This window comes from Agathobaculum sp., from assembly GCF_034098985.1.
Lineage (GTDB): Bacteria > Bacillota > Clostridia > Oscillospirales > Butyricicoccaceae > Agathobaculum.
Genome location: NZ_JAXEOA010000003.1, coordinates 70,006 through 92,315, shown reverse-complemented (window position 1 = coordinate 92,315; position 22,310 = coordinate 70,006). Strand labels below are relative to the sequence as shown.

General features: G+C 56.1%; 21 protein-coding genes and 1 pseudogene. 4 read left to right on the top strand and 18 right to left on the bottom strand.

The annotated features are described in order from the left end of the window. Positions 1-6: 6 nt before the first annotated feature. Positions 7-857: pseudogene (locus SO058_RS00855) on the bottom strand (aldo/keto reductase). A gap of 174 nt (positions 858-1,031) precedes the next feature. Between SO058_RS00855 and SO058_RS00850 the strand changes: the two are divergent. From SO058_RS00850 to SO058_RS00835, 4 genes are all read left to right on the top strand, one after another. After that, positions 1,032-1,886: a LysR family transcriptional regulator gene (locus SO058_RS00850; RefSeq protein ID WP_320841111.1), complete on the top strand. Its 855-nt coding sequence runs from the start codon at positions 1,032-1,034 to the stop codon at positions 1,884-1,886. Between the two features lie 497 nt (positions 1,887-2,383). After that, positions 2,384-2,878, top strand: coding sequence for a ribbon-helix-helix protein, CopG family (locus SO058_RS00845; protein ID WP_320841110.1), 495 nt, complete (start codon positions 2,384-2,386; stop codon positions 2,876-2,878). Positions 2,879-2,896: 18 nt separating this feature from the next. Then, a complete protein-coding gene (locus SO058_RS00840; RefSeq protein ID WP_049728511.1) occupies positions 2,897-3,082 on the top strand; it encodes a hypothetical protein in 186 nt (61 codons plus the stop codon). Between the two features lie 100 nt (positions 3,083-3,182). Beyond that, positions 3,183-3,968: a recombinase family protein gene (locus tag SO058_RS00835; protein ID WP_320841109.1), complete on the top strand. Its 786-nt coding sequence runs from the start codon at positions 3,183-3,185 to the stop codon at positions 3,966-3,968. 167 nt (positions 3,969-4,135) lie between these two features. Here SO058_RS00835 and SO058_RS00830 read toward each other — a convergent pair whose 3' ends face one another. The 17 genes from SO058_RS00830 to SO058_RS00750 form a co-directional block, all read right to left on the bottom strand. Beyond that, the gene (locus SO058_RS00830; RefSeq protein ID WP_320841108.1) at positions 4,136-5,077 is read right to left on the bottom strand and encodes a magnesium transporter CorA family protein; all 942 of its coding nucleotides are present in this window, start codon (positions 5,075-5,077) and stop codon (positions 4,136-4,138) included. Between the two features lie 185 nt (positions 5,078-5,262). Continuing rightward, on the bottom strand, positions 5,263-6,411 hold the full coding sequence (gene ftsZ / locus SO058_RS00825) for a cell division protein FtsZ (RefSeq protein WP_320841107.1): 1,149 nt from the start codon (positions 6,409-6,411) through the stop codon (positions 5,263-5,265). Positions 6,412-6,702: 291 nt separating this feature from the next. Continuing rightward, positions 6,703-7,713, bottom strand: coding sequence for a cell division protein FtsQ/DivIB (locus SO058_RS00820; RefSeq protein WP_320841106.1), 1,011 nt, complete (start codon positions 7,711-7,713; stop codon positions 6,703-6,705). Positions 7,714-7,729: 16 nt separating this feature from the next. Then, positions 7,730-8,860 carry an undecaprenyldiphospho-muramoylpentapeptide beta-N-acetylglucosaminyltransferase gene (murG, locus tag SO058_RS00815; protein ID WP_320841105.1) on the bottom strand — a complete coding sequence of 377 codons (1,131 nt, stop codon included), beginning with the start codon at positions 8,858-8,860 and terminating at the stop codon, positions 7,730-7,732. A 16-nt stretch (positions 8,861-8,876) separates the two neighbouring features. Further along, entirely contained in the window at positions 8,877-10,055 is a 1,179-nt protein-coding gene (locus SO058_RS00810; protein WP_320841104.1) for an FtsW/RodA/SpoVE family cell cycle protein, read from the bottom strand. A 30-nt stretch (positions 10,056-10,085) separates the two neighbouring features. Continuing rightward, a complete protein-coding gene (gene mraY / locus SO058_RS00805; protein ID WP_320841103.1) occupies positions 10,086-11,078 on the bottom strand; it encodes a phospho-N-acetylmuramoyl-pentapeptide-transferase in 993 nt (330 codons plus the stop codon). Then, positions 11,075-12,457: a UDP-N-acetylmuramoyl-tripeptide--D-alanyl-D-alanine ligase gene (locus SO058_RS00800; RefSeq protein ID WP_320841102.1), complete on the bottom strand. Its 1,383-nt coding sequence runs from the start codon at positions 12,455-12,457 to the stop codon at positions 11,075-11,077. Before SO058_RS00800 ends, mraY begins: the two co-directional genes overlap by 4 nt. Positions 12,458-12,472: 15 nt before the next feature. Then, positions 12,473-13,909 (bottom strand): UDP-N-acetylmuramoyl-L-alanyl-D-glutamate--2,6-diaminopimelate ligase, encoded by a 1,437-nt coding sequence (locus SO058_RS00795; RefSeq protein ID WP_320841101.1) that lies wholly within the window; start codon positions 13,907-13,909, stop codon positions 12,473-12,475. Positions 13,910-13,922: 13 nt separating this feature from the next. Continuing rightward, positions 13,923-16,307 (bottom strand): penicillin-binding transpeptidase domain-containing protein, encoded by a 2,385-nt coding sequence (locus tag SO058_RS00790; RefSeq protein WP_320841100.1) that lies wholly within the window; start codon positions 16,305-16,307, stop codon positions 13,923-13,925. An 89-nt stretch (positions 16,308-16,396) separates the two neighbouring features. Then, entirely contained in the window at positions 16,397-16,885 is a 489-nt protein-coding gene (locus tag SO058_RS00785; RefSeq protein WP_320841099.1) for a hypothetical protein, read from the bottom strand. A 21-nt stretch (positions 16,886-16,906) separates the two neighbouring features. Then, entirely contained in the window at positions 16,907-17,842 is a 936-nt protein-coding gene (rsmH, locus tag SO058_RS00780; protein WP_320841098.1) for a 16S rRNA (cytosine(1402)-N(4))-methyltransferase RsmH, read from the bottom strand. Between the two features lie 30 nt (positions 17,843-17,872). Next, the gene (gene mraZ / locus SO058_RS00775) at positions 17,873-18,289 is read right to left on the bottom strand and encodes a division/cell wall cluster transcriptional repressor MraZ (protein ID WP_320841097.1); all 417 of its coding nucleotides are present in this window, start codon (positions 18,287-18,289) and stop codon (positions 17,873-17,875) included. Positions 18,290-18,605: 316 nt separating this feature from the next. Beyond that, positions 18,606-19,061 carry a hypothetical protein gene (locus SO058_RS00770; protein WP_320841096.1) on the bottom strand — a complete coding sequence of 152 codons (456 nt, stop codon included), beginning with the start codon at positions 19,059-19,061 and terminating at the stop codon, positions 18,606-18,608. Between the two features lie 3 nt (positions 19,062-19,064). After that, the gene (gene coaD / locus SO058_RS00765) at positions 19,065-19,550 is read right to left on the bottom strand and encodes a pantetheine-phosphate adenylyltransferase (protein ID WP_320841136.1); all 486 of its coding nucleotides are present in this window, start codon (positions 19,548-19,550) and stop codon (positions 19,065-19,067) included. Then, positions 19,519-20,103, bottom strand: coding sequence for a 16S rRNA (guanine(966)-N(2))-methyltransferase RsmD (gene rsmD / locus SO058_RS00760; protein ID WP_320841095.1), 585 nt, complete (start codon positions 20,101-20,103; stop codon positions 19,519-19,521). Before rsmD ends, coaD begins: the two co-directional genes overlap by 32 nt. Beyond that, complete coding sequence (gene uvrC / locus SO058_RS00755) at positions 20,100-21,929, bottom strand: excinuclease ABC subunit UvrC (RefSeq protein WP_320841094.1); 1,830 nt, start codon at positions 21,927-21,929, stop codon at positions 20,100-20,102. The genes rsmD and uvrC overlap by 4 nt, the downstream gene beginning before the upstream one ends. A gap of 74 nt (positions 21,930-22,003) precedes the next feature. Beyond that, the gene (locus SO058_RS00750; protein ID WP_280962091.1) at positions 22,004-22,267 is read right to left on the bottom strand and encodes an HPr family phosphocarrier protein; all 264 of its coding nucleotides are present in this window, start codon (positions 22,265-22,267) and stop codon (positions 22,004-22,006) included. Positions 22,268-22,310 lie beyond the last annotated feature (43 nt).

The following is a 22,310-nucleotide window of genomic DNA, read 5'->3' as shown; positions in this document are numbered from 1 at the left end:
TCCTTATCATTCGTGGATTTTTAATCCGTTGAGCTGCTTGGCCGTACACCAGCAGTGGTGGTCAATGATTTCGCTGTGGCCAATATCCATTGTGGCAATCGACTGCATTTCCGGCTCGGTCAGTTCAAAATCCCAAATATTCATGTTTTCCACCATGCGTTCTTTGTGAACCGTTTTGGGGATAATAATCACGCCCTCTGAATGTGCCAGCGCAGGATTACTTGCGCCACTGTCCTTTCATGTTTTGCGGCAATGGATTTCAGCAGCTTGTTATTAAAAATATTCTTTTGCCCTTCCGAAAGTGGCCCCCACGCCTGCGGTTTGACTCCAAACTCATCCATAATCTGCAAGGCATCGTTCTGCTGATAGAAAGGATGAATTTCGATTTGATTGACGGCGGGTGTGGTTTCGCTGTTCATGCACAGGTCAATCAGACGATCCGGCGAAAAATTGCAGACGCCAATGGTGCGAATTAAACCGTCTTTCTGCAATTTTTCCATTGCCCGCCATGCGCCGTAGTAATCGCCAAAGGGTTGGTGGATGAGGTATAAATCCAAATAATCCAGCCCCAGCTTCTTCAAAGAAGCATCGAAGGCTTTCAACGTACTTTCATACCCGGCATCCTGAATCCAGAGCTTTGTTGTGATAAACAAATCCTCTCTCGAAATGCCGGAGGAATAAATTGCCGCCCCCACCGCTTCTTCGTTGTGGTACGCCGCCGCTGTATCAATCAGACGGTATCCCACCTCAAGCGCGTCCTTAACGCACTGTTCACACTGCAAAGCATCTGTAATTTGAAAAACACCATAGCCCATGAGCGGCATTTGAATACCGTCATTTAATGTTACATACTGCACGTTATTCCCTCCTATTTCTCTGTGTTCTTACATTTATTATAAAAGCGGCATCGTAAAAAGTACAATGCCGATTCTTTTATCTGCTATGCTCTAAACGCATAGTGGATATTGAAAAGTCAAATGAAATAAAGTATAATAAATAAAATACCTGTTTCGTAAGCAAGGAGGGACGATATGATTGACACGCAGCAATTAGAACAGTTAATTTCCATAGCAGAACAAGGCACGTTGTCGAAAGCTGCCGAAAGACTGCACTTATCGCAACCGGCCATCAGCCGTTCCATGCAAAGGCTGGAGAATGATCTTGGGGTAACACTATTTGATCGGCAAAAGAATAAGATTGCATTAAACTCCAATGGAGAGTTGGCTGTACAGTACGCGCGAAAAATAACAACTCAAATTCAGGATATGGTCAACGGTGTTCGTGCGCTTGATCGCAACCAGCGCACCATAGCGGTCGGTTCCTGCGCTCCTGCTCCCTTGTGGAACATCGTCCCGATGCTGAACACCATTTATCCAGAAATGACGATTTCCTCCGAGATAAAGGAGCCGGATAAATTGATGCAGGGGCTGCTGGATGGAACCTTTCACATAATCGTAACACCCACTCTGATCAATGAGCCGAATGTCTATTGCACAAAATATGGAGAAGAACAACTCTTTTTTTCTCTGCCACCGGGCCATGCGCTATCTGGAAAGAAGGGGCTTCATCTAAAAGATTTAGACGGAGAAACCATGCTACTGCATTCCAAAATTGGTTTTTGGCATCATATGCACATGGAAAAAATGAAAGCAACCCATTTTCTCCTGCAAGATGATTACTCGGTATTCCGAGAAGTGGTGCAGGCTTCCGCACTGCCATCCTTTACCTCTGATGTTGTTATGGAAAGAGAGGGGAAACCGTCAAACCGGGTCATCATTCCTATTCTTGATGAAGAAGCCCATGCCACCTATTACTGTATCTGTTTGACAGCGAACCAGAAAAAACTATCTTCGTTCTTTCATCGGATTGAAAATGATAACTCTTAGCTTTAGCTGATTGTCTATTACACCAAGTACACGAAATCCTATACTTACTTTTACGCTCTTATAAACCGTTAGATTGAGTAGCAAGGGGGAAAAAACACTCACAAATTACGTCTCCTGACATTCGCCGTCATAGCTTGACAAAACTTCACTGGCCTGTTATTCTTAACCCACGGCAGAAAAGGCCCCACCACAAGAAGTTTAACGAATAGAAGCAAAGCCTGACACACCCGGCGCATTAAGCGTCTGGTCTGTCAGGCTTTTTATTTTGTCCGGAAAGGAGGAACGACAGGGATGCTTTATGACGAGAGCGAAGTGACCGTCTGCCGCTTGCGGCAGGGAAAACTTAACAACAAACCGCAAGGTTTGAAGTTAAGGCAGGAATAGGGGAATGTCATTCCCCACCAAAACGACTTGCAGGCAAAGCCTGCAACGGAAATCAGAGGAGTTTCACGGAACCTTTTTAGAACCCTTTTGAATAACCCGAAAAGAGGTGAAAAATGAAACCATTTCAGACGATCCAATTAAACGTAAAGGTGCCGGAACAGACCGCCGATGAGATTAAAAGGCTGGCCATCTCCCGGCATCAGACCGTGGCAGAGCTGCTGCGCCACTTTATTGAAGAAGGGCTGAAAATCCACAGCTACGAGCAGAACATCGACTTTATCGCCGGTATGATCCAGCAGGAGTTTACGTCGGTCTATCACATCGAGGACATTCGCGCGGCAGTCAATCAGACATTCGAGGAGCATATTCCGAAAATCAACAGAAATTTGCTGAAAAGTGGAAAGGTGTCCGCCGCCGGATACTTCCTACTGATCAAGGTGCTGATGGAAATGGGCGGCCTTGACAGCCTTGCGGATTTTGTCCGCATGGCGGAGCAGGCGGGAACACTGGGAGCCGAATACATGAAGCAGAGCAACAGCACGCTGAACGAGTTTCTCGCGGACGGCGAAACCGTCTGCCGTCTGGCGCATCTGCAAGCGGACAACTAAACAGAGAGGAGGAATTGCATGGACAAATTCGGCCAATCTGAAAGGGTGTTACAAAAGAAGATTGCCGAAGGAAACGAAAAGAAGCGTAAATTTGAAATCGGCGGGGCGACATATTTTGTAACTGCCCATTATAAGGAGCAAGGCGGTATGACCGCCACGGACAAGGTCGCTCGTTTAATCGATAGAGACACAGAGACGGCGTAGAGAGTCAAAAATGTCTGGACGCGCAAAGCGATTCCGGGTAAAATAAGGACATACAATTTACCCGAATCGTTTTGGCTGTACAGAGGAAAGGAGTTTTAGCATGGTACAGCAAAACGGAAAAATTACGGCTCTCTACTGCCGTTTAAGTCAAGAGGACGAATATGCCGGAGAGTCCGGCAGCATCCAGCACCAAAAGCAAATTTTAATGGAATATGCCAATGCCAACGGCTTTCCCAACCCACAGTTTTTTGTGGACGACGGCTATTCCGGAGTCACGTTCGACCGCCCCGGCTACAAAGCTATGATGGAACAGGTGGAAGCGGGGAATGTCTCTACCATCCTTGTGAAAGACCATTCCCGGCTGGGCAGAAACCGCCTTGTGGTGGGTATCCTGTTGGAAGAAACCTTTGCAAGCTACAATGTCCGTTACATTGCCATTAACGACAACGTGGACACGCTGAACGGCATGGATGACAGTGTGGCCGTCCGCGATCTTTTTAACGAGTGGCATGCCAGAGACACCAGCAAGAAAGTCAAGGCGGTCATCATGGCGGCGGCGCGGCGTGGGGAACGCATCGGCACAAAGGCGCCTTACGGCTATCGAAAAAAACCGGAAAGCCGTAAGCAGATTATTCCCAATGAGGACACCGCGCCTGTGGTGCGGCGGATTTTTGCCCTGTGCGCCAGCGGACTTGGCCCTGACAAAATTGCACGGATACTGAGGGCTGACCAAATCCTGACGCCCACTGTTTATGAGTTTCGCACCAACGGCGTCCGCCATACCAATCTGAATGAGAATAAGCCTTATGATTGGTGCGGCTCTACCGTGGCGGATATTTTGGAACGGGAGGAGTACATCGGCAATACCATCAACTGCCGCAGTTAAAACGCGCTGATACAAGGAACGGACAACCAAAGGAGGCAGGTTACTGACGGCAGCCGCGCCGCCGCGCCCGGACTACCGACCGGACTGTGTTTTTATCCTTGCGCTATCATTCTACCAGCCGTAATCCCAATTGTCAAAAAGGAAACGCCGCAAAAGCGGCGTTTTCATTAATACAGATTCTTTTTTTTGAGCAGATACCATGCGCCGACACAGGCGACCATTGATATAATCAGCGGAATCCACCAAAATACATCGCCTGGGATGGCAGCGCCCTCAATATTCATTCCATAGAAACCGAACACGATGTTGGGGATGGTCATGATGATTGTGAGCACGGTGAGCACTTTCATAATGATGTTCAGGTTGTTGGAAACGACCGAAGCGTAAGCGTCCATCGTGCCGGACAGGATGCTCGAATAGATCCCGGCCATCTCGATGGCCTGCCGGATCTCGATCAGCGCGTCCTCCAGGATATCGCGGTCGTCCTCATAGAGCTTGAGCACGCGGCCGCGAAGCACCTTTTCCATGGTCACCTCATTGCCCTTGAGCGAGGCCGAAAAGTAGACCAGCGATTTGGAAAGCCCCAAAAGCTGGATGAGCTCTTCGTTTTTCAGCGAATCATAGAGGCGCTTTTCGATTTTAGTAAAATCGCGTTCGATCATGCGCAGATTTTTCAGAAAGCGTCCGGCAACGCGGAGCAAAATCTGGAACACGAACCGCGTGCGCATCGCCGTATGTACGCCCTTGACGGCGCCCTCAGCGATCGAACGCAAAATGACCGTGTCCTCCAGACAGACGGTGATGACCGCATTTTCCGCGACCACGATGCCCATTGGCAGGGTCGAAAACATCTGCTGTCCGTCCTCAACCGAGTTTTTTTCGACCATCGGCACGTCGACGATCATCAAAATCTGATCCTCTTCGATATCGACGCGCGAGCTCTCCTCCGGGTCGAGCGCGGCGCGCACAAACTCTTCCTCAACATGCGCGGCGCGGGCAATCTCGTCGATCTCATCTGAGCTCGGGCGCACCATGTTGACCCAGCAGCCCTCGGTGAACGACGCCACCTCGGCGATGCTGCCATCGATCGTTTTGTAGAATTCTACCATAGCTTACCACCTTTCCGCGGCAGGCTATGCGTCAGCCCCACCGCGTTTCTTCAATTGTTCGGAAATACTTCGAGGTTCGGGACTCACGGTGAGCTCACTTCCTTTTTACATGGATTTAATCCGGTCTTTTCAGACCAAAACAGCCCCTTTCAGGGCTGTTTTCAGCATGTTTAAAATTTCCGCGCTCAGCGATCCTTATCGAAGATGCGCATGAGCACATCGAATGCGGCGTCGTCCGATCCAAGATCGCTGGACTGTTGGGCAGCCGGCGAGGGCTTGTCCTCATTCACCGAAGCGGTCGCCTCAGTATATAGGCCGGCGGCAGCCGCAGCGGGTTCTTCCTTTTTGCCGTCCATGCTGATCTGCGCGGAATTTGGCGCACGGTCAAAGCCTGTTGCGATAACCACGACGCGGATCTCATCGTCCATCGTATCGTCGATAAATGCGCCGAAGATAATATGTGCGTCCGGATGAGCAGCCTGCTGGACCATGGTCGCTGCGGTCTCCACTTCATCCAGGCCGATATCGTCCGAGCCGATTACAGACACAATTACGCCGCGCGCCATATCGATCGAGGTTTCGAGCAGCGGGCTGGAAATCGCCATGCGGGCAGCCTCAGCTGCCTTATCTTTCCCAGCAGCGCGCCCAGTGCCGATATGCGCGTAGCCCGCGTCTTTCATGACCGAGGTCACGTCGGCGAAGTCCAGGTTGATGAAGCCCGGCACGGTAATGAGTTCGGAGATATTGGCAACCGCCTGACGCAACACACCGTCGGCGATCTCAAAGGCATTTTTGAAAGTGATCTTCTGCTCGGAAACGAACTTCAAGCGTTCGTTCGGAATAATTACAAGCGAATCGACATTCTTATTCAGTTCGTCGATCCCGCCGAGCGCCTGTTCGAGGCGCTTCTTGCCCTCAAATGCAAACGGACGGGTGACCACGCCGACGGTCAGGATACCTAACTCGCGGGCGATCTGCGCCACAACAGGCGCCGCGCCCGTGCCCGTGCCGCCGCCCATGCCGGCGGTGATGAACACCATATGGGTATTGGCCAGCGCAGCCGCGATCTGCTCCTTGCTCTCCTCAGCAGCCTTACGGCCGATCTCAGGATTTGCCCCCGCGCCCTGGCCCTTGGTCAGCTTCTCGCCGATCTGGATTTTTGTGCCGGCCTGCGAGAAATTCAGCGCCTGCATATCGGTGTTGATCGAAACAAACTCCACGCCCTGCACGCCGCTCTCGACCATGCGGTTGACCGCGTTTCCGCCGCCGCCGCCCACGCCGATGACTTTGATATTTACGACATTATCCAAGCCCTGTTCAAACTCAAAACCCATTGTTGCCATCCTCCGTTATGATAAAGAATCGTTATGATTATCGTCGTTTCTATTTCGGTTGCGCGTCAAGCCGCGGCTTTCGCGCGGGCAGGATGCCCCTATTGTTTTAATTTTAACCCCTTTCGCCCTGTTTTGCAACAGATATTAGTGAATTCCTCAAAAAAAACTTGAAATTTTCTGTATCTTTCCACCAAAGGCCAATCACCCTTTTTCGCCGGCCTTTGCCACATATTTTGTAATCCTGTGGGGATTGTACCGTTTTCGTCTCGTTTCCTCTTATTTCGCGGGGGATCACTCTCCGGTTTCATCCCCAGGTTCTCCGGAAAGTCCGTCTTCACCGCTGTCCGGCTCACTTTCGTCCGGCAGGTCTGCATCGCCCGCTTCCCCGCTGCTGTCGCCGTATTCGCCGGCGTTGTCCCCGCCCTCTCCAGCCGTATCCGGATCATCCGTCTGCGGCTTGGTATTCTTCGGCGGATCCGGCGGCGCGGCCTCCAGCGTGGTCGCCGACCGGGCGACGTTTTCCGCCGTATCCGGCACAAAATGTAGCCGCTCCTTGCCGTCCCAGTATAGCCGCCCGATATCAGAGGGGGACAGCCGCTCGGCGATTACCGTCTGTGCAAAGCGTAGGCGGTATTCGAGCTGATCAATCGTTCCTGCCCGGATATCAAACCGCTTCATGCAGCCGATGCGGACGTCGGTCAGCGATTGGAGGTTGATGAAATCCACCTCATTTAGCATCCCGCTTGCGCGTCCCGCATCCAACACGGCAAGAAGTGCGTCGGTATAGGCATCCGCCGTTCGGTCCACCATCTGGCCGGGCTTCATGCCCATCAGCGTCACGCCTGTTGCAACCGGCAGACCGCCGTCCGAAGAACTGAGTTCCAGCACCTTGCCCTGCTCACTGAGCAGATAGAAGCCGGCGTCCGCCGGCACCGCGAGCACAGCCTGGCTTTCGCTCACAGTGACGACCAGCTTGTCCGGCAAGTGGCGGCGGATCTGCACCGTCTCCAGATAAGGGAATTTTTCAAGCAAATGGTCGGCCACCTTGACCTTGTTCCACAAATATAGGTTGTCCCCTGTTTTGATGTCCATGCCGTTTTCGATCTCAAGCGCGGTATAGCGTGACATGCCCTCCACCTCGATGGCGTCGACCTTAAAAAACACGGTCAATGCCAGCAGCGCCGCCGATACCAAAACCAGCAGAAACAGCGCGCGTCCTGCGGTTTGCAGGATGCGCTGCCTACGGTTTGCCTGTTTCCGGCGCTGCTCGGGCGTTTTCTGTTTTCGTTTCCGTCTTGCCATTGGCCTCTACGCCCTTCTATTTTTTCGCGGCCGCCCGCATGATCTGTTCATAGATCTTATCGCTTGCATCTGTCGCGGCAAGCTTGGTCGCGGCGCGCCCCATTTCCCGGAGACGTTCTCCGTCCGCCAGCAGGCCGGCGATCAGCTGATACATCCGCTCCGCCGTCGCCTCCTTTTCCAGAAGCACGGTGCAGCCGCCCGCCTGTTCGAGCGCCCGGGCGTTTTTCTCCTGATGGTTCTCCGCCACGAACGGCGACGGCACGACGATCGAGGGCCGCCCCAACATACACAGCTCGCCCAGCGTGGCGGCGCCCGCGCGGCACAGCACCAAATCGGCCGCAGCCAGACGGTCGGCCATGTCGTAAATATATTCGATCAGCTCAATATTGGGATGGGCTTTAAAATCCGCACCCTGTTCAGCCGCCATCAGCGGCAGCCAGTCGCGTGCGGCCGCGCCCGAAGCGTGCACATGATGATAGGCTACACCGTTTTTACATTCCAGCGCAAGCAGGCCCGCCATGTGCTCGTTCATATACTTGGCGCCCATCGAGCCCCAGAACGAAACGACCAGCTTATCGTTCTCTGTCAGACCGTATTTCCGGCGCGCTTTTTCCCGGTCGGCGGTCAATATCTCGCCGCGCACAGGCGCGCCGGTCACGATCACCTTGTCTCCTCCGCCGAGGATGTCCCGCGCCTGCTCAAAGCAGACGAGCACCCGGTCGGCCTTTTTCGCCAGCATCTTGGTCGTTTTGCCCGGCAGGGCGTTGACCTCGAGCAGCACGGTCGGAATACCGAGCTGCTGCGCCGCCTTGACGACCGCGAACGACGCGTATCCGCCGCAGCCGACCACACAGTCCGGCCGCGCCTTTTGCAGCAGCTTTTTGGCCTTTGCCACTGCGCTGACCGACAGATAAGCCGCCTTGACATTATGTGCAATGCCTTTCGGACTCATCGAGCGGGACAGGCCGACAATGTCAATCGTGTCGAGCGGATAGCCCTCGCGCGGGACCAGCTTATTTTCAATGCCGCGCGAAGAACCTGCAAACCGGACGACCGTGTCCGGATGCCGCCGTTCAAAATCGCGCGCGATCGCGAGTCCGGGCGTTACATGGCCGCCCGTGCCGCCGCCCGTGATATAAAGCTTCAATCGTGTTTCCCCCAGTTCATTCCGCCTGCCGCGAGTCCACGCGCATATAGCGGGATATATTGAGCAGTATCCCCATTTCTCCAAGCTGCATCATCAGCGCGGTACCTCCGTAACTGAAAAAAGGAAGCGAAGCGCCTGTGACCGGGATGATGCCCGATACAACAAACAGGTTCATCAGTGTCTGGATGGCGAGTTTTGCCGTGATGCCGGTCGCCAGCAGGCAGGAAAAACGGTCGGGCGCGGCGCGCGCCACGGTAAAGCCGCGGTAGATCAAATAAGCAAACAGCAAAATGACGATCAGCGCGCCAATGAAACCCATTTCCTCGCACCAGGAGGAGAAAATAAAATCGTTCTGCGGTTCGGGCAGATACAAGTGCTTTTGCCGTCCCTGCCCCAGCCCCAGACCGAACAGACCGCCCGACCCGATCGCGATCTGGCTCATCGAGCCTTGGTAGCCTGCGTCTTTCATATCGATAAACGGGTTAAGCCAGACTGAGATACGCTCCCGCACGTGTTCCAGCTTGGTATAGAACAGCACGCCGCCAGCAGCACCCACGATGCCGACCGGGATGAAATACCACAGCCGCATGCCCGCGGTAAACAGCATGATAACGCCGATGCCCAGAATGATGATTGTCGCCGAGGTGTGCGGCTCTAAAAACAGCAATCCGGAGATCGCGACCAGCATCAGGCCGTAAGGCCGGACCATACCTTTCAGCGAACGCACGCTCTGCGGATTTTTGGCGATCCAGTATGCAAAACAGACGATGACCGCGAGCTTGGCGAGCTCGGACGGCTGAAAGCCGAACAGCCAGCGGCGCGCGCCGTTTTCGACCGTGCCGAGCGGTGTCGCAACCAGAATGAGCAGCACGATTGTGCCCGCGAGCAGCGGCTTGTAAAACCGGGCATAGATCTGATAGCTGATCTTGGAGATAATGACCATGGCCGCAATGCCGAGGACCGCGAAGATCCCCTGCCGGACGATAAAGTACGTCGCGCTGTCAAAACGGAAATACCCTGTGGAATAGCTGGCTGAGAACAGTGCGATCAGGCCGATGGCCATGAGCACCAAGATGGACAGCAGCAGCCCGGAATCCCATGTTTTGGGACGAACGCGCGTCCGGGCCGCACTCTCCGCGCTCCGCGCACGCGGCTCTAGGCGCGTATCGCGCGTCCTGCCTGCGGTTGAAGTCATGGGACACCTCCGAATCAGTTGAATAAACGGTTAGCAAATAGGCGCAAGCGCGCCAAAGTATGCGAGTAGGCACAAAAGGATCGTCACTCCCGAAAAAATTAGCACGATCTTCTTTTCTCCCCAGCCGCACATTTCAAAATGGTGGTGGATCGGCGCCATCTTAAACAGGCGCTTGCCGCCCGAAAGCTTAAAATACGTCACCTGCAAAATGACTGACAGCGTTTCCACGATATACACCAGGCCGACCAGCAGAAGGATCAGCGGCATGTCGCACGCGAACGCAAGACCCGCGACCGCGCCGCCCAAAAACAGCGAGCCGGTATCGCCCATAAAGACCTTAGCCGGGTTGAAGTTGTAAATCAGAAATCCGGCGAGGCCGCCCGCGAGCGCGGCGGCAAAAATCGTCACGCCCAGATCGCCGCGCAGGATGCCGACCGCTGTGAAAAACACCGCGACCGGAAGCGTCACGCCCGCGGCAAGGCCGTCGATCCCATCCGTCAGGTTGACCGCGTTATCCGCGCCCACGATGACGAACGCCGCGAAAATAATGTACACCGGCCACGGCAGGCCGATTGCGATTTCGGTGAACGGTACCCATATTTTGGGCAGTCCATCCGATTCCAGAAACAATATCACGATAAATGCCGCCGCGACCAGGATTTGCAGCACCAGCTTTTGGCGCGCGGTAAGGCCGGCGTTTTCCCGCTTTTTAATTTTGGCATAATCATCAACCAGACCGACCGCCCCATACGCAGCAGCAAGCCCCAAAATGGCGAGCGAGGACACCTGCGCGCCGCCCGTCAGGAGATTGCCTGCGGCGACCGCGACCGCTATGCCGATGATGAACATAAATCCGCCCATCGTCGGGATGTTCTGCTTATTCATATGCCATTTGGGGCCGATCTCTAAAATTTTCTGCCCAAATTTCATCTTGCGCAGATAATGGATGACCGCCGGGCCGATTGCCGCGGTCACCAGAAATGCGATAGCGCAAACCAGCACCGGCCAGTTAAACTCGTTCATTCTTCCACATCCTCCCCCAGGAATAAAGCGAGCGCCCGCTCCATTTGCATGCCGCGGCTGCCCTTAAAAAGCAGCGCGTCGCCCGGCTGCGCATCCCTGCGCAGCGCGTCGGCTAGCGCGCGCTGGTCGGAAAACGCGAACGCGTTTTCCATGCCGCGCTCTTTGGCACCCGCCACCATTTCGTCCGCGTCCGGGCCGTAAGCATACAGCGCGTCGGCAAATTGAGCGGCGGCACGCCCCGCGCGTTGGTGTCCCTCTTTGGCGTAAGCTCCCAGCTCAAGCATCGAGCCGAGCACCGCGAAGCGGCGGCCCCCCGCGCTCATTGTGCCGAGCACCTTGATGGTGGCCTCCATTGCGTCCGGGCTTGCATTGTAGCAGTCCGCGAAAATGGTAAAGCCGTCTCTCTCATAAATGTTCTGCCGCATACCACTCGCCTCATAGGAGGCAAGACCGCGCGCGATCTCCTCCGGCGTTTCGCCCATTAGCAGGCCGACGGCCGCGGCCGCCAGCGCGTTCAACACATTGTGCGCACCCGGCAACGAGAGCGAGGCCGTAAATTTCCTACCAACCGGAAGCGTATCGCACGGCAGACTGTTATTTACTATATCAAATGTGCCGTCCTCATGCAAGTGTGCGATCAGGCTGCACGCGTGATTTTCAATGCCATAGGTGACAACGCTGCACGGCAGCGCCGCCCTCTTTTCCCACAAAAGCGGCTCGTCGCCGCACAAAACAGCGCAGCCGCCCGGTTTCAGGCCTTCCAAAATCTCTAGCTTGGCTTTGCAAATGCCTTCGCGCGAGCCGAGAAATTCAATATGCGAGGTGCCGATATTGGTGATGACAGCGAGGTCGGGCTTTGCCGCCGCCGTCATGCGGCTGATCTCTCCAAAATGGTTCATACCCATTTCGGCCACAAGCACCTCGGTCTTTCTCGTCATGGTAAACAGCGTAAGCGGCAGACCGATCTCGTTATTCAGATTGCCCTCGGTCTTCTGCGCATGGAAGTGCTCGCGCAGCACGGCATAAAGCAGTTCTTTGGTCGTGGTCTTGCCGACCGAGCCGGTCACACCGACCACCTTGCCGCCGCACTTATCGCGGTAGCCGCCCGCGAGATCCAAAAGCGCCTGCGCGGTGTTTTTCACATGCAGCGCGGGCACGCGGTAGGTCTCGTTTTCCCGGTGGGACACGACGGCCGCCGCGCCGTTATCGATCGCTTTCCTGATAAAGTCGTGCGCGTCGAAACGCTCGCCGCATATCGGCACGAACAGCGTGTTTTCACCGATCTGCCGGGAGTCGGTCGAAATGCCGGTCAGTTCAGCGTCCCCCGTCGCCTCGCCCTGCGTCCAGGCGGCGGCCTCCCTCAGCGTAAAGCGTTCCATCCGTTGTTTCCTTTCTTACTTCCCGAAATACCCGGCCACGATCTCGCGTTCGTCCATATGGTGCTTGACGTGGTTCACTTCCTGATAGGTCTCATGCCCCTTGCCCATCAGCACGATCACGTCGTCCTTTTTCGCATGCGCGAGCGCCCAGCGGATCGCCTCGGGGCGGTCGACGATGACCTGCATCGGCGTCTTGCTGTCCTGCATGCCCGCGAGGATATCGTCAATGATGGCCTGCGGATCTTCGGTGCGTGGGTTATCCGATGTCACGATGCAGAAATCAGCCAGCCGCGCCGCGATCGCGCCCATTTGGGGGCGTTTGGTGCGGTCGCGGTCGCCGCCGCAGCCAAACAGCGCGATCACGCGCCCCTTGGCAAAACCGCGCACGGCCTCCAACACATTCTCCACGCCGTCCGGCGAGTGCGCGTAGTCGATCAGCACGGTATAGTCCGTGCCGGTCGGCATGACCTCAACACGCCCCTTGACGCCGGCCGCTGTGGCAAGCGAAGCCGCCGCCTGATCGAGCGGCAGGCCGAGCGCGATCATCACGCCGAGTGCCGCCAGTGCGTTCTCCACTGAAAAATGTCCCGGAATCGGCAGATGCACACGCGCAAGCTCGGTCATCGCGCTTGCGAGAAAATCGACGCCATCCGCATGGAGCACAATATTTTTTGCGGTCAAATCGGCTTTGTCCTTGTCACAGGAAAACGTCAGGCACGGACACTTCGCATCGTCCAGCATGGCCTGCGCCGCTGGATCGTCAAGGTTTATCACGCCCTTGCCGCTGGCCCCAAACAGCATGGCCTTGGCCTTGCGGTATTCCTCCATCGTTTTATGGAAATCCAGATGGTCCTGCGTCAGGTTGGTAAATGCGCCGACCGCGAATCGAATGCCGTACACGCGGTCAAGCACCAGCGAATGGGACGACACCTCCATAACGACATGCGTACAGCCCGCGTCGCGCATGCGCGCGAAAAGCGCGTGCAGCTCATAGGATTCCGGAGTCGTGCGTTCGGTCGGGGTGACCTCGCCGCCGATCAGGTTCTGGTTGGTGCCGATCAGGCCGACCTTATGCCCCGCCGCTTCCAGCATGTGCTTGATAAGGTAGGTCGTCGTCGTTTTGCCGTTAGTGCCGGTCACGCCGATCATGGTCATTGCATCCGCCGGATGCCCAAAGCGGTTTGCCGCAATCTGCGCGAGCGCGCGGCGCGCGTTTTCCACCACGACAGCAGGCGTGCCCGCCGGAGCCTCTTCGCACACGACCGCCGCCGCGCCCTGTTCGAGCGCTTTTCCAATATACTGATGGCCGTCTGTCGCATAGCCGCGAATGGCCACGAACAGGTCGCCCTTTTCCACGGCGCGCGAATCATAGCACACCTCGCGGATCTCCAGATCGCCCGGGACAGACTGACTCACTACGCCGATTCCCGAAAGCAGTTCCTTCAGTTTCATAGTTTCTCTCCCTTTAATCGCCGATATCGGTGGAGTTGGCGAAATCAATCGTGATGACCGAACCGATGCTCACCTTGGTGTCCGCGACCGGGTTCTGCTTACTTGCGACGGTCTCGCCCGTCGTCTGCGCGGTCGCAATGCCCTTGCGCTTCATATAGAGGCCGAGCTCGGCCAGCCGATCGCGGCACTCGGTCGGATCGAGGCCGGTCAGGTCGGGCACGGTGATCTGTTCGGTCGGCTTTGATCCTCCCATATACAAGATGACCGATCCGCTTGCCGGGATGCGCACGCCGCCCGCCGGTACCTGGTCGGTGACCTTGTCGCCGTCGCCGACGACGCGGTACGACAGTCCGCTCTGCGAAAGCGTCGCGGAAGCCTGCTCCTCGGTCGAGCCGATCACATTGGGCACCGAAGCCTCGCGGCGGTCGTTTTCTTCCTCGGAATACACCGGTGTTACGCCAATATAAGGCAGCACGTCTTCCATGATGCGGCCAACCACGGGCGCGGCCACCAGACCGCCGCCGTGCGGCACGGATTCGGGCAGGTTCTGCACCGCGACCAGCACCGCAATCTGCGGATCGTCCATCGGCGCGACGCCGATAAAGGAGGCGGTATAGCGGTCCTCCGTCTCGCCGGGACGGATGAGCTCGGAAGTAGCCGTCTTGCCGCCGACGCGGTAGCCCGCGACATAAGCGTTTTTGCCCGTGCCATTCTGGACGACCTGCTGCATGGCCTGCCGCATAAACGCCGAGGTCTCGGCCGAGATCACCTGGCGGATAACGGTTGTCTCGGTCGTCGATTTAACCGAGCCGTCGGAATTCAAAACTTCCTTGACCACATAGGGCTTTTTGAGCCTGCCGTTATCCACAATGGCCGAAACCATATTGATCATTTGGATCGGTGTGACGTTAAAGCGCTGGCCGAACGCTGCGACCGCAAGCGAGACCTCGTTCCACGCGGTGGAATCATTCACATTGTGGAACAGGCTGTTTGATTCGCTCGGCAGGTCGATGCCGGTCTTATCATTTAGGCCGAACGCTTTGTAGAAATCATAAAAACGGTCGAGGCCGGTCTTAAACGCGATTTGCATCATGGCGACGTTGCACGAGTTCATCAGCGCCTCGGTCAGGTTCTGCGCGCCATGCGGATTGTACCAGCGCCAGCACTTAATGGGGTCTTTCCAGTCGCCTACTTTCATCGAGCCGGTGCACACGAACGTGTCGTTATCATGCACGAGGCCGAGCTCGTAAGCGGTGGCAACGTTCATCAGCTTGAAGGTAGAGCCAGGCTCGTATGTGTCCATGATCACCGGATTGCGCCACATCTGGTTGAGTACGTCTAGGCGCGCGTCTCCGATCTCCTCGACCAGCTTATCGTTTGCTTTGACGCTGTCCGGCAGGTTTTCCATGCCGCCCTTTTCGTAGTATGCGTCCGGAATCTCGGCAGATACGCCGTTTTCCTCCAAAATAGCCGCAACGTTGGCGCGCAGCTTGTTAAGGTATAGCTCGCCCGTGATGACGCGGGGCTGATTTGGATCGAAGTCCGGCAGCGAGGCCATTGCTAGTACCGCGCCGGTTTTGACGTCGACCACAATGCCGGAAACGCCCTCCTTGGCGTCCGGGTTGTCGGCCAGCGCTGTCTCCAAATGCTTTTCCAGATAGCTTTGGATGTCGCTGTCGATCGAAAGAACGATCGAGTTGCCGTCGGTCGCCGGGATATATTGCTCGTAATCATACGGCATATCCTGGTTTTTAGCGTTTTGAGCGCGCACGATGCGCCCTGCCGTACCGGCAAGCTCGCTTTCATATTCAGATTCGAGGCCGATTACGCCCTTGTTGTCGCCGTCCACATAGCCCAGCACGGCCGACAGGTAAGAGCCGTATTTGTAGTACCGCTTGGTGTCCGGCTCCGGGTATACGCCGGTGCACTCTTTATCCTCCAGCGCGGCGTACAGTTCCTTCATCGTATCCTTGTCGATTTTCTCCGCGATCACCTGATACGCGGTATCTGTACGCTTGATCTTTCCCAGCACAGTATCGTAATTCAACTCGAGCACTTCGGACAAAATCGTTGCTAACGTCTGCTGTTGGGTCTCTTCCGAAATGCCGTTCTTGACTTTGCTTTCACTGATGACGCCTTTGGGGTTGACCGTCACTTTCTCAGTCGAAGCCGATTTGGCAAGTTCCTGCATATTGGCGTCGTAAATCGTGCCGCGGTTAGGCGTCACGATTGCGTCGCGGGTCTGCAGCGACTTGGCCTGCTGCTCATAAAACCCATAATGAAACACCTGCATATACAGCAGGCGCGCCGCGACCAGGCCGAAGCCGACGATCACAAACGCCAGCGTCAGGAATACCACACGCGAGCGCATTTGGTTGTTGGGACCTTTCATCGTCATATGCTTGCTGTTCCCTCCGCTGAAAAAGCGTAAGGAGTCAGAAGTGTCTGCCACCTCTCACTCCCTCGTACGCTATCTTATTCGCCTGTTTACCGGATATATTCCACGACCGCCGAAAAGCTGCGCGCCAGACCGGCGAACAGCGCGTCCAGTGAAACGCCGGACTGCGCGACCGTGATGGTGTCTGGGTTAGTCAGTTCGACATATTCAATCTGCGACGTTTCCATCTTGACCATGCCCAAATTCTTAACCGCATAATCCTCGATCTCGTCCATATTCAGGCTGTAAGCCTGCTTGCTGGAAAGCGATACGCTCTCTGCGGTCAGCTCGTCGAGCTTGTTGGTCTGCGCGCTGACCTGAGCGGTCAGCTGCGTGAGCTGCATCTGGCAATACAAGATATACACTGCGACGATGCCGACTACACCCAGGCAGGCCAGCGCGGCGCCGCGCACCTTGGCCTTTTTGCGGCGGCGGGGCGCGGGCACCTCGTGCAGCTCGCGCTTCACTTCGCGGCGGGCAGGCATAAAGCGCTCCTCATATTGCTGGTAAGCTACGCTTTCCCTGCTGGCAGTCATCATGGTTCAGGATCCTTTCTCCGTTTATATCTTTTCGCAAACCCGGAGTTTGGCGCTGCGCGCCCTGGGGTTTTCTTTAATCTCTTCTTCTGTGGGCAGCACCGGTTTCTTTGGCGTCAGCCGGATCTGCGGAGTCTTACCGCACACGCAGACCGGGAATTCCTTCGGGCAAGTACAGCCCTGCGCAGCGGTTTGAAAAGCGGTTTTTACAATGCGGTCTTCCAAGCTGTGAAACGTGATGACCGCGAGACGGCCGCCCGGGTTGAGGCATGTAATGGCTTTCTCCATCGCCTCGCGCACGGCGCAAAGCTCGTCGTTTACCGCGATGCGGATAGCCTGAAAGCTGCGTTTGGCCGGATGCTGCTTTTCCCGCAGCGCTTTCGCCGGCATTGCGCCGCGAATGACGCCGACCAACTCAAGCGTGGTTTCTATCGGCTTCTTTTCCCGCTCGCGCTCGATCGCGGCTGCGATCAGCGGCGCATAGCGTTCTTCGCCGTATTCAAACAGAATCTTCCGGATATCCTCGCGGCTCCAGCCATTGACGACCTCGTAGGCGTTTAGGTTCTGGCTGCGATCCATGCGCATATCGAGCGGCGCGTCCTGCATATAGGAAAAGCCGCGTTCCGCGTGGTCGAGCTGTGGCGAAGATACACCAAGATCAAACAGGATGCCGTCCGCGCCTGAAAGCCCAAGGCTTTGCAGCACCCGGTCGATCTCCCGGAAGTCGCTTTTTACCGGTGTAACCCGCTGCCAGACTTCGGCAAGCCGGGTTTTGGCGTTTTGGAGCGCTTCGTCGTCGCGGTCGATACAGATCAGACGGCCGCTGTCCGAAAGCCGCTTCGCGATTTCGAGCGAATGGCCCGCGCCGCCGGTCGTCGCGTCCACGTAAACGCCGTCCTGCTTGATCTGCAATGCGTCAAGGCAAGCGTCAAGCAAAATGGATACGTGATGAAATTCCATAAGCCCTCCCCCGCCCTTGCGCGATGTGTTTTAAAATCCGAGGTCTTCCATGGCCTCCATGATACGGTCGTCCGTAATGCCAGAATTGTAGGAATCCCACTTGGCAGCATCCCAGATCTCCGCGTGGTTGGATGCACCGATGACGACGGTTTCCTTGGAAAGCCCCGCGAACTCGCGGAGGTTCATAGGCAGCAGGATGCGGCCCTGCGCGTCCATCTCGGCATCGAACGCGGCCGAGAAGAAGAACCGCTGCAAATCGCGGGATTTGCTCATCGGCAGAGCGCGAATGCGCTCCTCAAGCCCTTCCCACTCGCGTTCGGGGTAAACGGCCAAGCATCCATCCAGCCCTTTGGTCACGGTGAAACGTTCGCCCAGCTCATCGCGGAGCTTCGCAGGCATAGCCAGACGACCCTTGGCGTCTATCGAATGCCTATACTCGCCTTTCACCGTTTCTCACCACGCTTTCCGTCCGGTGGAACTCAAGACACTTTGCCCCACTTTTCACCACCGTTGTTCTTATTATAGCGAGAGCCGTAATATATTGCAAGAATTTTTTCAAGATTTCTTGCAGAAAATTCGGCTTAAATCCGGCTTTTTTCGGCTTTTTTGACATCTTACAAACACTTGTTCGATATTTTGCAAAAAACGCATGCACACTCTGCCAATAAAATACGGTGGGGAAAAATCCCTGCATATCAATCCGTCCCACTGCGTGAGGGACGCAAAAAGGCCGGTCCCTGACGGGAACGGCCTTTCGGTTTTTTTACTTGGCAATGCTTTTAAAACGCTGGCGGGCTTTCCGCACCTCTTCAAGCGAAAGCGCGACGGCTTCCTCCGTGCGTTTCAGCGTATCCTCGCAATACTCGTTAGCAACCCGGCGCAACTCACGCGCCTGGATCTCGGCATTGCCGGCGACTTCCTTGGCTTTACGGCGCGCCGCAACAACGATCTCGGTCTCCGAAACCATTTGTCGGGCGTCTTCCTCTGCCTGACGGCGGATAGCTTCGGCCTCGCGCTTGGCGGACGCCATCATGTCATTGCGCTTTTCCACGATATCCTGCGCCATCTTCAGGTCGTTCGGCAGGGTCACGCGCAGCTCATCAAGCAGGTCGAGCAAACGGTCGCGCTCCAGAATGCACTTCTCGCCCGCGAGCGGGATTCCCTTGGCATCTTGTACCATGTCATACATGCTGCCAATCAGTTCATCTAAAGTAGCCATCGTTCAGTCTCCCTTTCTTGTTCGAAGCATGATATCTTCCACGAGCTCTTCCGGGACGAACCCGGCGACACTGCCGCCGTGCACCGCAATATCTTTTACCACCGAGCTGGACAGATACATGTATTCCGCGCTGGTCATCAGGAACACGGTATCAAGCTCGGGATTGAGCTTCCGGTTGGCCAGCGCCATTTGAAACTCATATTCAAAATCAGACACCGCACGCAGACCCTTAATGATTGCGCAGGCGCCCTGCCGCCGCGCATAGTCAGCGAGCAGTCCGTCAAAGGAAGCAATCTCAACATTGTCAAGCCCGCCCGTTGTGCGCCGGAGGAACTCCATGCGTTCCTCGACCGAAAACATCGGCGTTTTGTTCTGGTTATGCATCACCGCGACGATCAGGCGATCAAACACCGCCGCCGCGCGGCGGATGATATCCTGATGGCCAAGGGTGACCGGGTCAAAGCTGCCCGGATAGATCGCTGTTCTCATCTGCTTCATCCGTTCGACCGCCCCGGCGAAGGACGGTAATCAAAATCGCGCCGTACCGGTAGGTCCTGACGGTATCAAAACCGTGGCGGAACCTATCCCCCTCGGCACTTTCGCATATTATTATACCATTTGTAGACAGAATGTCAAACGTTTCTATCTGCTGCAGTGCATTTTCCAAAATTTCCCCTCCATAAGGCGGGTCGAGAAATATCAGATCATAGCACTGTTTGTCCGCCCGCGCGAGAAAAGTGCGGGCGTCCGTCTGATGTAGCGCGGCGCGCGCTTCCACGCGCGCGGCCTGCACATTTTTCCGCACCGTTTCAAAGGCTTTCCGTTCACGCTCGACAAAATCGCAGCGCTTAGCCCCGCGCGACAGCGCTTCGATCCCAAGCTGCCCCGTCCCCGCGAACAGGTCGAGTGTGCGAGCGTCCCGCACCCTCGTCTGGATGATGTTAAACACCGATTCCTTGACGCGGTCGGTCGTCGGCCGGGTGTTCATACCGGGCACGGGAGACAGCCTGCACCCCCGCGCCGAACCGGAAACCACTCTCATTGCTTGTCCTCCGTATGGAAATATTCATAGACCGCGTGCGCCGTGTTGCGCGGCACAACGCGCGTCAAATCGCTTTCCGAGGCTTTCTTGATCGCGTCAATGCTGCCAAAATGGCGTAAAAGCTCGCTCCGCCGCTTATCGCCCACGCTAGGAATCTTGTCGAGCGTCGAACCGCGCACCTTTTTGCCGCCAAGCTGGCGGTTGTAGGTGATCGCGAAGCGGTGCACCTCTTCTTGTATCCGCCCGATTAGCGCAAACAGCGCGGGTGTGGCCGAAATACCGAACTCCCTCCCATCCGGCGCGATGAGCGCGCGCGTGCGGTGCTTATCGTCCTTGACCATGCCGAAGCACGGCGTATCCAGCCGGAACGAATCCAGTACCTCTTTGCAAATACGCACATGCCCTAGCCCGCCGTCAATCAGAAAAGCATTCGGCAGCGGAGAAAACTTTTCGTCCCCATCCACGTAGCGCTGAACGCGGCGGGTGAGCATTTCCCGCATCGAGGCATAGTCGTCCTGCCCGTTTGCGGCGCACTCGATCTTAAACTTCCGGTAATCGCTTTTCTTGGGCTGACCCTCGATAAAAACCACCATCGAGCCGACCGTATCCTGTCCGGCGAAATTGGAAATATCGTAAGCCTCCAAGCGGAGCGGCAGCGCGATCATGCCGGTCACGTTCTGTAAAAGCTCGAGCGACTTGTGCCGCCGCTCAGACTGCTGCTCCCGCCGTTCGATCTCCTCACGTGCGTTTTTCTCCGCGAGGCGGGTAAGCGTGCGCCGCTCGCCGCGCTGCGGCACGGCAAGCTCGACCCGGCGCTCGGCGATCGAGGACAGGTATTCCGCGATCGCCTCCTGCTCCTCCAGTTCGTGCGACAGCAGCACGGTTTTGGGCGCCGCACCGCGCTGCGCGTAATACTGCTTGATGAACGCCGCCAGCACCTCGGGTGGATCGCTTTCCGTCACATGGAACAGCGTATACTCCTTGTCCTGCAGAGCACCGCCGCCATAGTGCAGCACGCAGACACACGCGCGCGTTTCCCCCTGCACGAACGCGATCACATCCAGCTCGGCGAACGCGCCCGCAACGACGTGCTGCCGCGAGCCCAGCTTCTGCACCGCGCGCAGGCGGTCTCGCAGCACGGCGGCGCGTTCAAACTGCAGCTGCTCGGACGCTTCGGCCATTTTTTCATTCAGCTCTCTTTCGAGCGCTTTGGCGTTGCCCTCAAACAGGGCGATGGCCTGCGCGATCAGCGCCTTGTATTCCTCCGGCGGCACCCTGCCCGTGCAGGGCGCGCAGCAGCGCCCCAAATGCTGGTTGAGACAGGGACGATCTTTGCCAATGTCGCGCGGGAAGACACGCGAGCAGGTTTTCAGCTGCAGCGCCTCACTGATCGTATCGATGGCGCGGCGCGCGGCGACGCGGCCCGGATAAGGGCCAAAATAGCGCGCCCCGTCCTGCGCGGGCTTGGAGACGACCGAAAACGACGGGTAATCTGCCTGCACGGTCAGCCGGATATAGGGATACCCCTTATCGTCTTTGAGCAGGATGTTGTATTTGGGCTTGTACTTTTTAATCATCGAGTTTTCCAGCACGAGCGCTTCAAACTCGGTCTCGGTCACGATGATGTCAAAATCGTCGATATGGCTAACAAGCTGCCTTGTTTTGGCGTTCAGGCGCTCAGGCGTCTGAAAATAATTGCTCACGCGGTTGCGAAGCGCTTTGGCCTTGCCCACATAGATGACCTTGCCGGTCCGGTCTTTGTGCAGATACACGCCCGGCGAAAGCGGCAGCTTGCGCACGCGTTCCCGCAGCTGTTCTCTTGTCATGGCGCGTTTCTCCTTTCCAGTATAAAAAAAGCGCCGAATGATTTCGGCGCTTTACGTAGGGCGGTGCGGTAAACTTAGTCCGTGAAATTGGAGGTGATGAGCTCGACCAGCGCAGCCACAGCTTCCTCCTCGTCCGGACCATCGGCGATGAGGTTGATGGTCGTCCCCTTGGTGATGCCAAGGGAAAGGATACCGAGCAGGCTCTTGGCATTAACGCGGCGCTCTTCCTTCTCTACCAGAATGGTCGACTTGAACTCGTTGGCTTTCTGAATGAAAAAAGTGGCGGGACGGGCATATAAACCTACCTGATTGGTCACCTGTACCTCTTTAGAAAACATAATCTGCATCGCTCCTATTTCTTCAAATCCAATATAGTTATAG

What these genes read in the sequence shown, in the direction of transcription:
- SO058_RS00850 (WP_320841111.1), top strand. Translation starts at nt 1,032, where the DNA reads ATGATTGACACGCAGCAATTAGAACAGTTAATTTCCATAGCAGAACAA.
- SO058_RS00845 (WP_320841110.1), top strand. Translation starts at nt 2,384, where the DNA reads ATGAAACCATTTCAGACGATCCAATTAAACGTAAAGGTGCCGGAACAG.
- SO058_RS00840 (WP_049728511.1), top strand. Translation starts at nt 2,897, where the DNA reads ATGGACAAATTCGGCCAATCTGAAAGGGTGTTACAAAAGAAGATTGCC.
- SO058_RS00835 (WP_320841109.1), top strand. Translation starts at nt 3,183, where the DNA reads ATGGTACAGCAAAACGGAAAAATTACGGCTCTCTACTGCCGTTTAAGT.
- SO058_RS00830 (WP_320841108.1), bottom strand. Translation starts at nt 5,077, where the DNA reads ATGGTAGAATTCTACAAAACGATCGATGGCAGCATCGCCGAGGTGGCG.
- ftsZ (WP_320841107.1), bottom strand. Translation starts at nt 6,411, where the DNA reads ATGGGTTTTGAGTTTGAACAGGGCTTGGATAATGTCGTAAATATCAAA.
- SO058_RS00820 (WP_320841106.1), bottom strand. Translation starts at nt 7,713, where the DNA reads ATGGCAAGACGGAAACGAAAACAGAAAACGCCCGAGCAGCGCCGGAAA.
- SO058_RS00810 (WP_320841104.1), bottom strand. Translation starts at nt 10,055, where the DNA reads ATGACTTCAACCGCAGGCAGGACGCGCGATACGCGCCTAGAGCCGCGT.
- mraY (WP_320841103.1), bottom strand. Translation starts at nt 11,078, where the DNA reads ATGAACGAGTTTAACTGGCCGGTGCTGGTTTGCGCTATCGCATTTCTG.
- SO058_RS00800 (WP_320841102.1), bottom strand. Translation starts at nt 12,457, where the DNA reads ATGGAACGCTTTACGCTGAGGGAGGCCGCCGCCTGGACGCAGGGCGAG.
- SO058_RS00795 (WP_320841101.1), bottom strand. Translation starts at nt 13,909, where the DNA reads ATGAAACTGAAGGAACTGCTTTCGGGAATCGGCGTAGTGAGTCAGTCT.
- SO058_RS00790 (WP_320841100.1), bottom strand. Translation starts at nt 16,307, where the DNA reads ATGACGATGAAAGGTCCCAACAACCAAATGCGCTCGCGTGTGGTATTC.
- SO058_RS00785 (WP_320841099.1), bottom strand. Translation starts at nt 16,885, where the DNA reads ATGATGACTGCCAGCAGGGAAAGCGTAGCTTACCAGCAATATGAGGAG.
- rsmH (WP_320841098.1), bottom strand. Translation starts at nt 17,842, where the DNA reads ATGGAATTTCATCACGTATCCATTTTGCTTGACGCTTGCCTTGACGCA.
- SO058_RS00770 (WP_320841096.1), bottom strand. Translation starts at nt 19,061, where the DNA reads ATGGCTACTTTAGATGAACTGATTGGCAGCATGTATGACATGGTACAA.
- coaD (WP_320841136.1), bottom strand. Translation starts at nt 19,550, where the DNA reads ATGAGAACAGCGATCTATCCGGGCAGCTTTGACCCGGTCACCCTTGGC.
- rsmD (WP_320841095.1), bottom strand. Translation starts at nt 20,103, where the DNA reads ATGAGAGTGGTTTCCGGTTCGGCGCGGGGGTGCAGGCTGTCTCCCGTG.
- uvrC (WP_320841094.1), bottom strand. Translation starts at nt 21,929, where the DNA reads ATGACAAGAGAACAGCTGCGGGAACGCGTGCGCAAGCTGCCGCTTTCG.
- SO058_RS00750 (WP_280962091.1), bottom strand. Translation starts at nt 22,267, where the DNA reads ATGTTTTCTAAAGAGGTACAGGTGACCAATCAGGTAGGTTTATATGCC.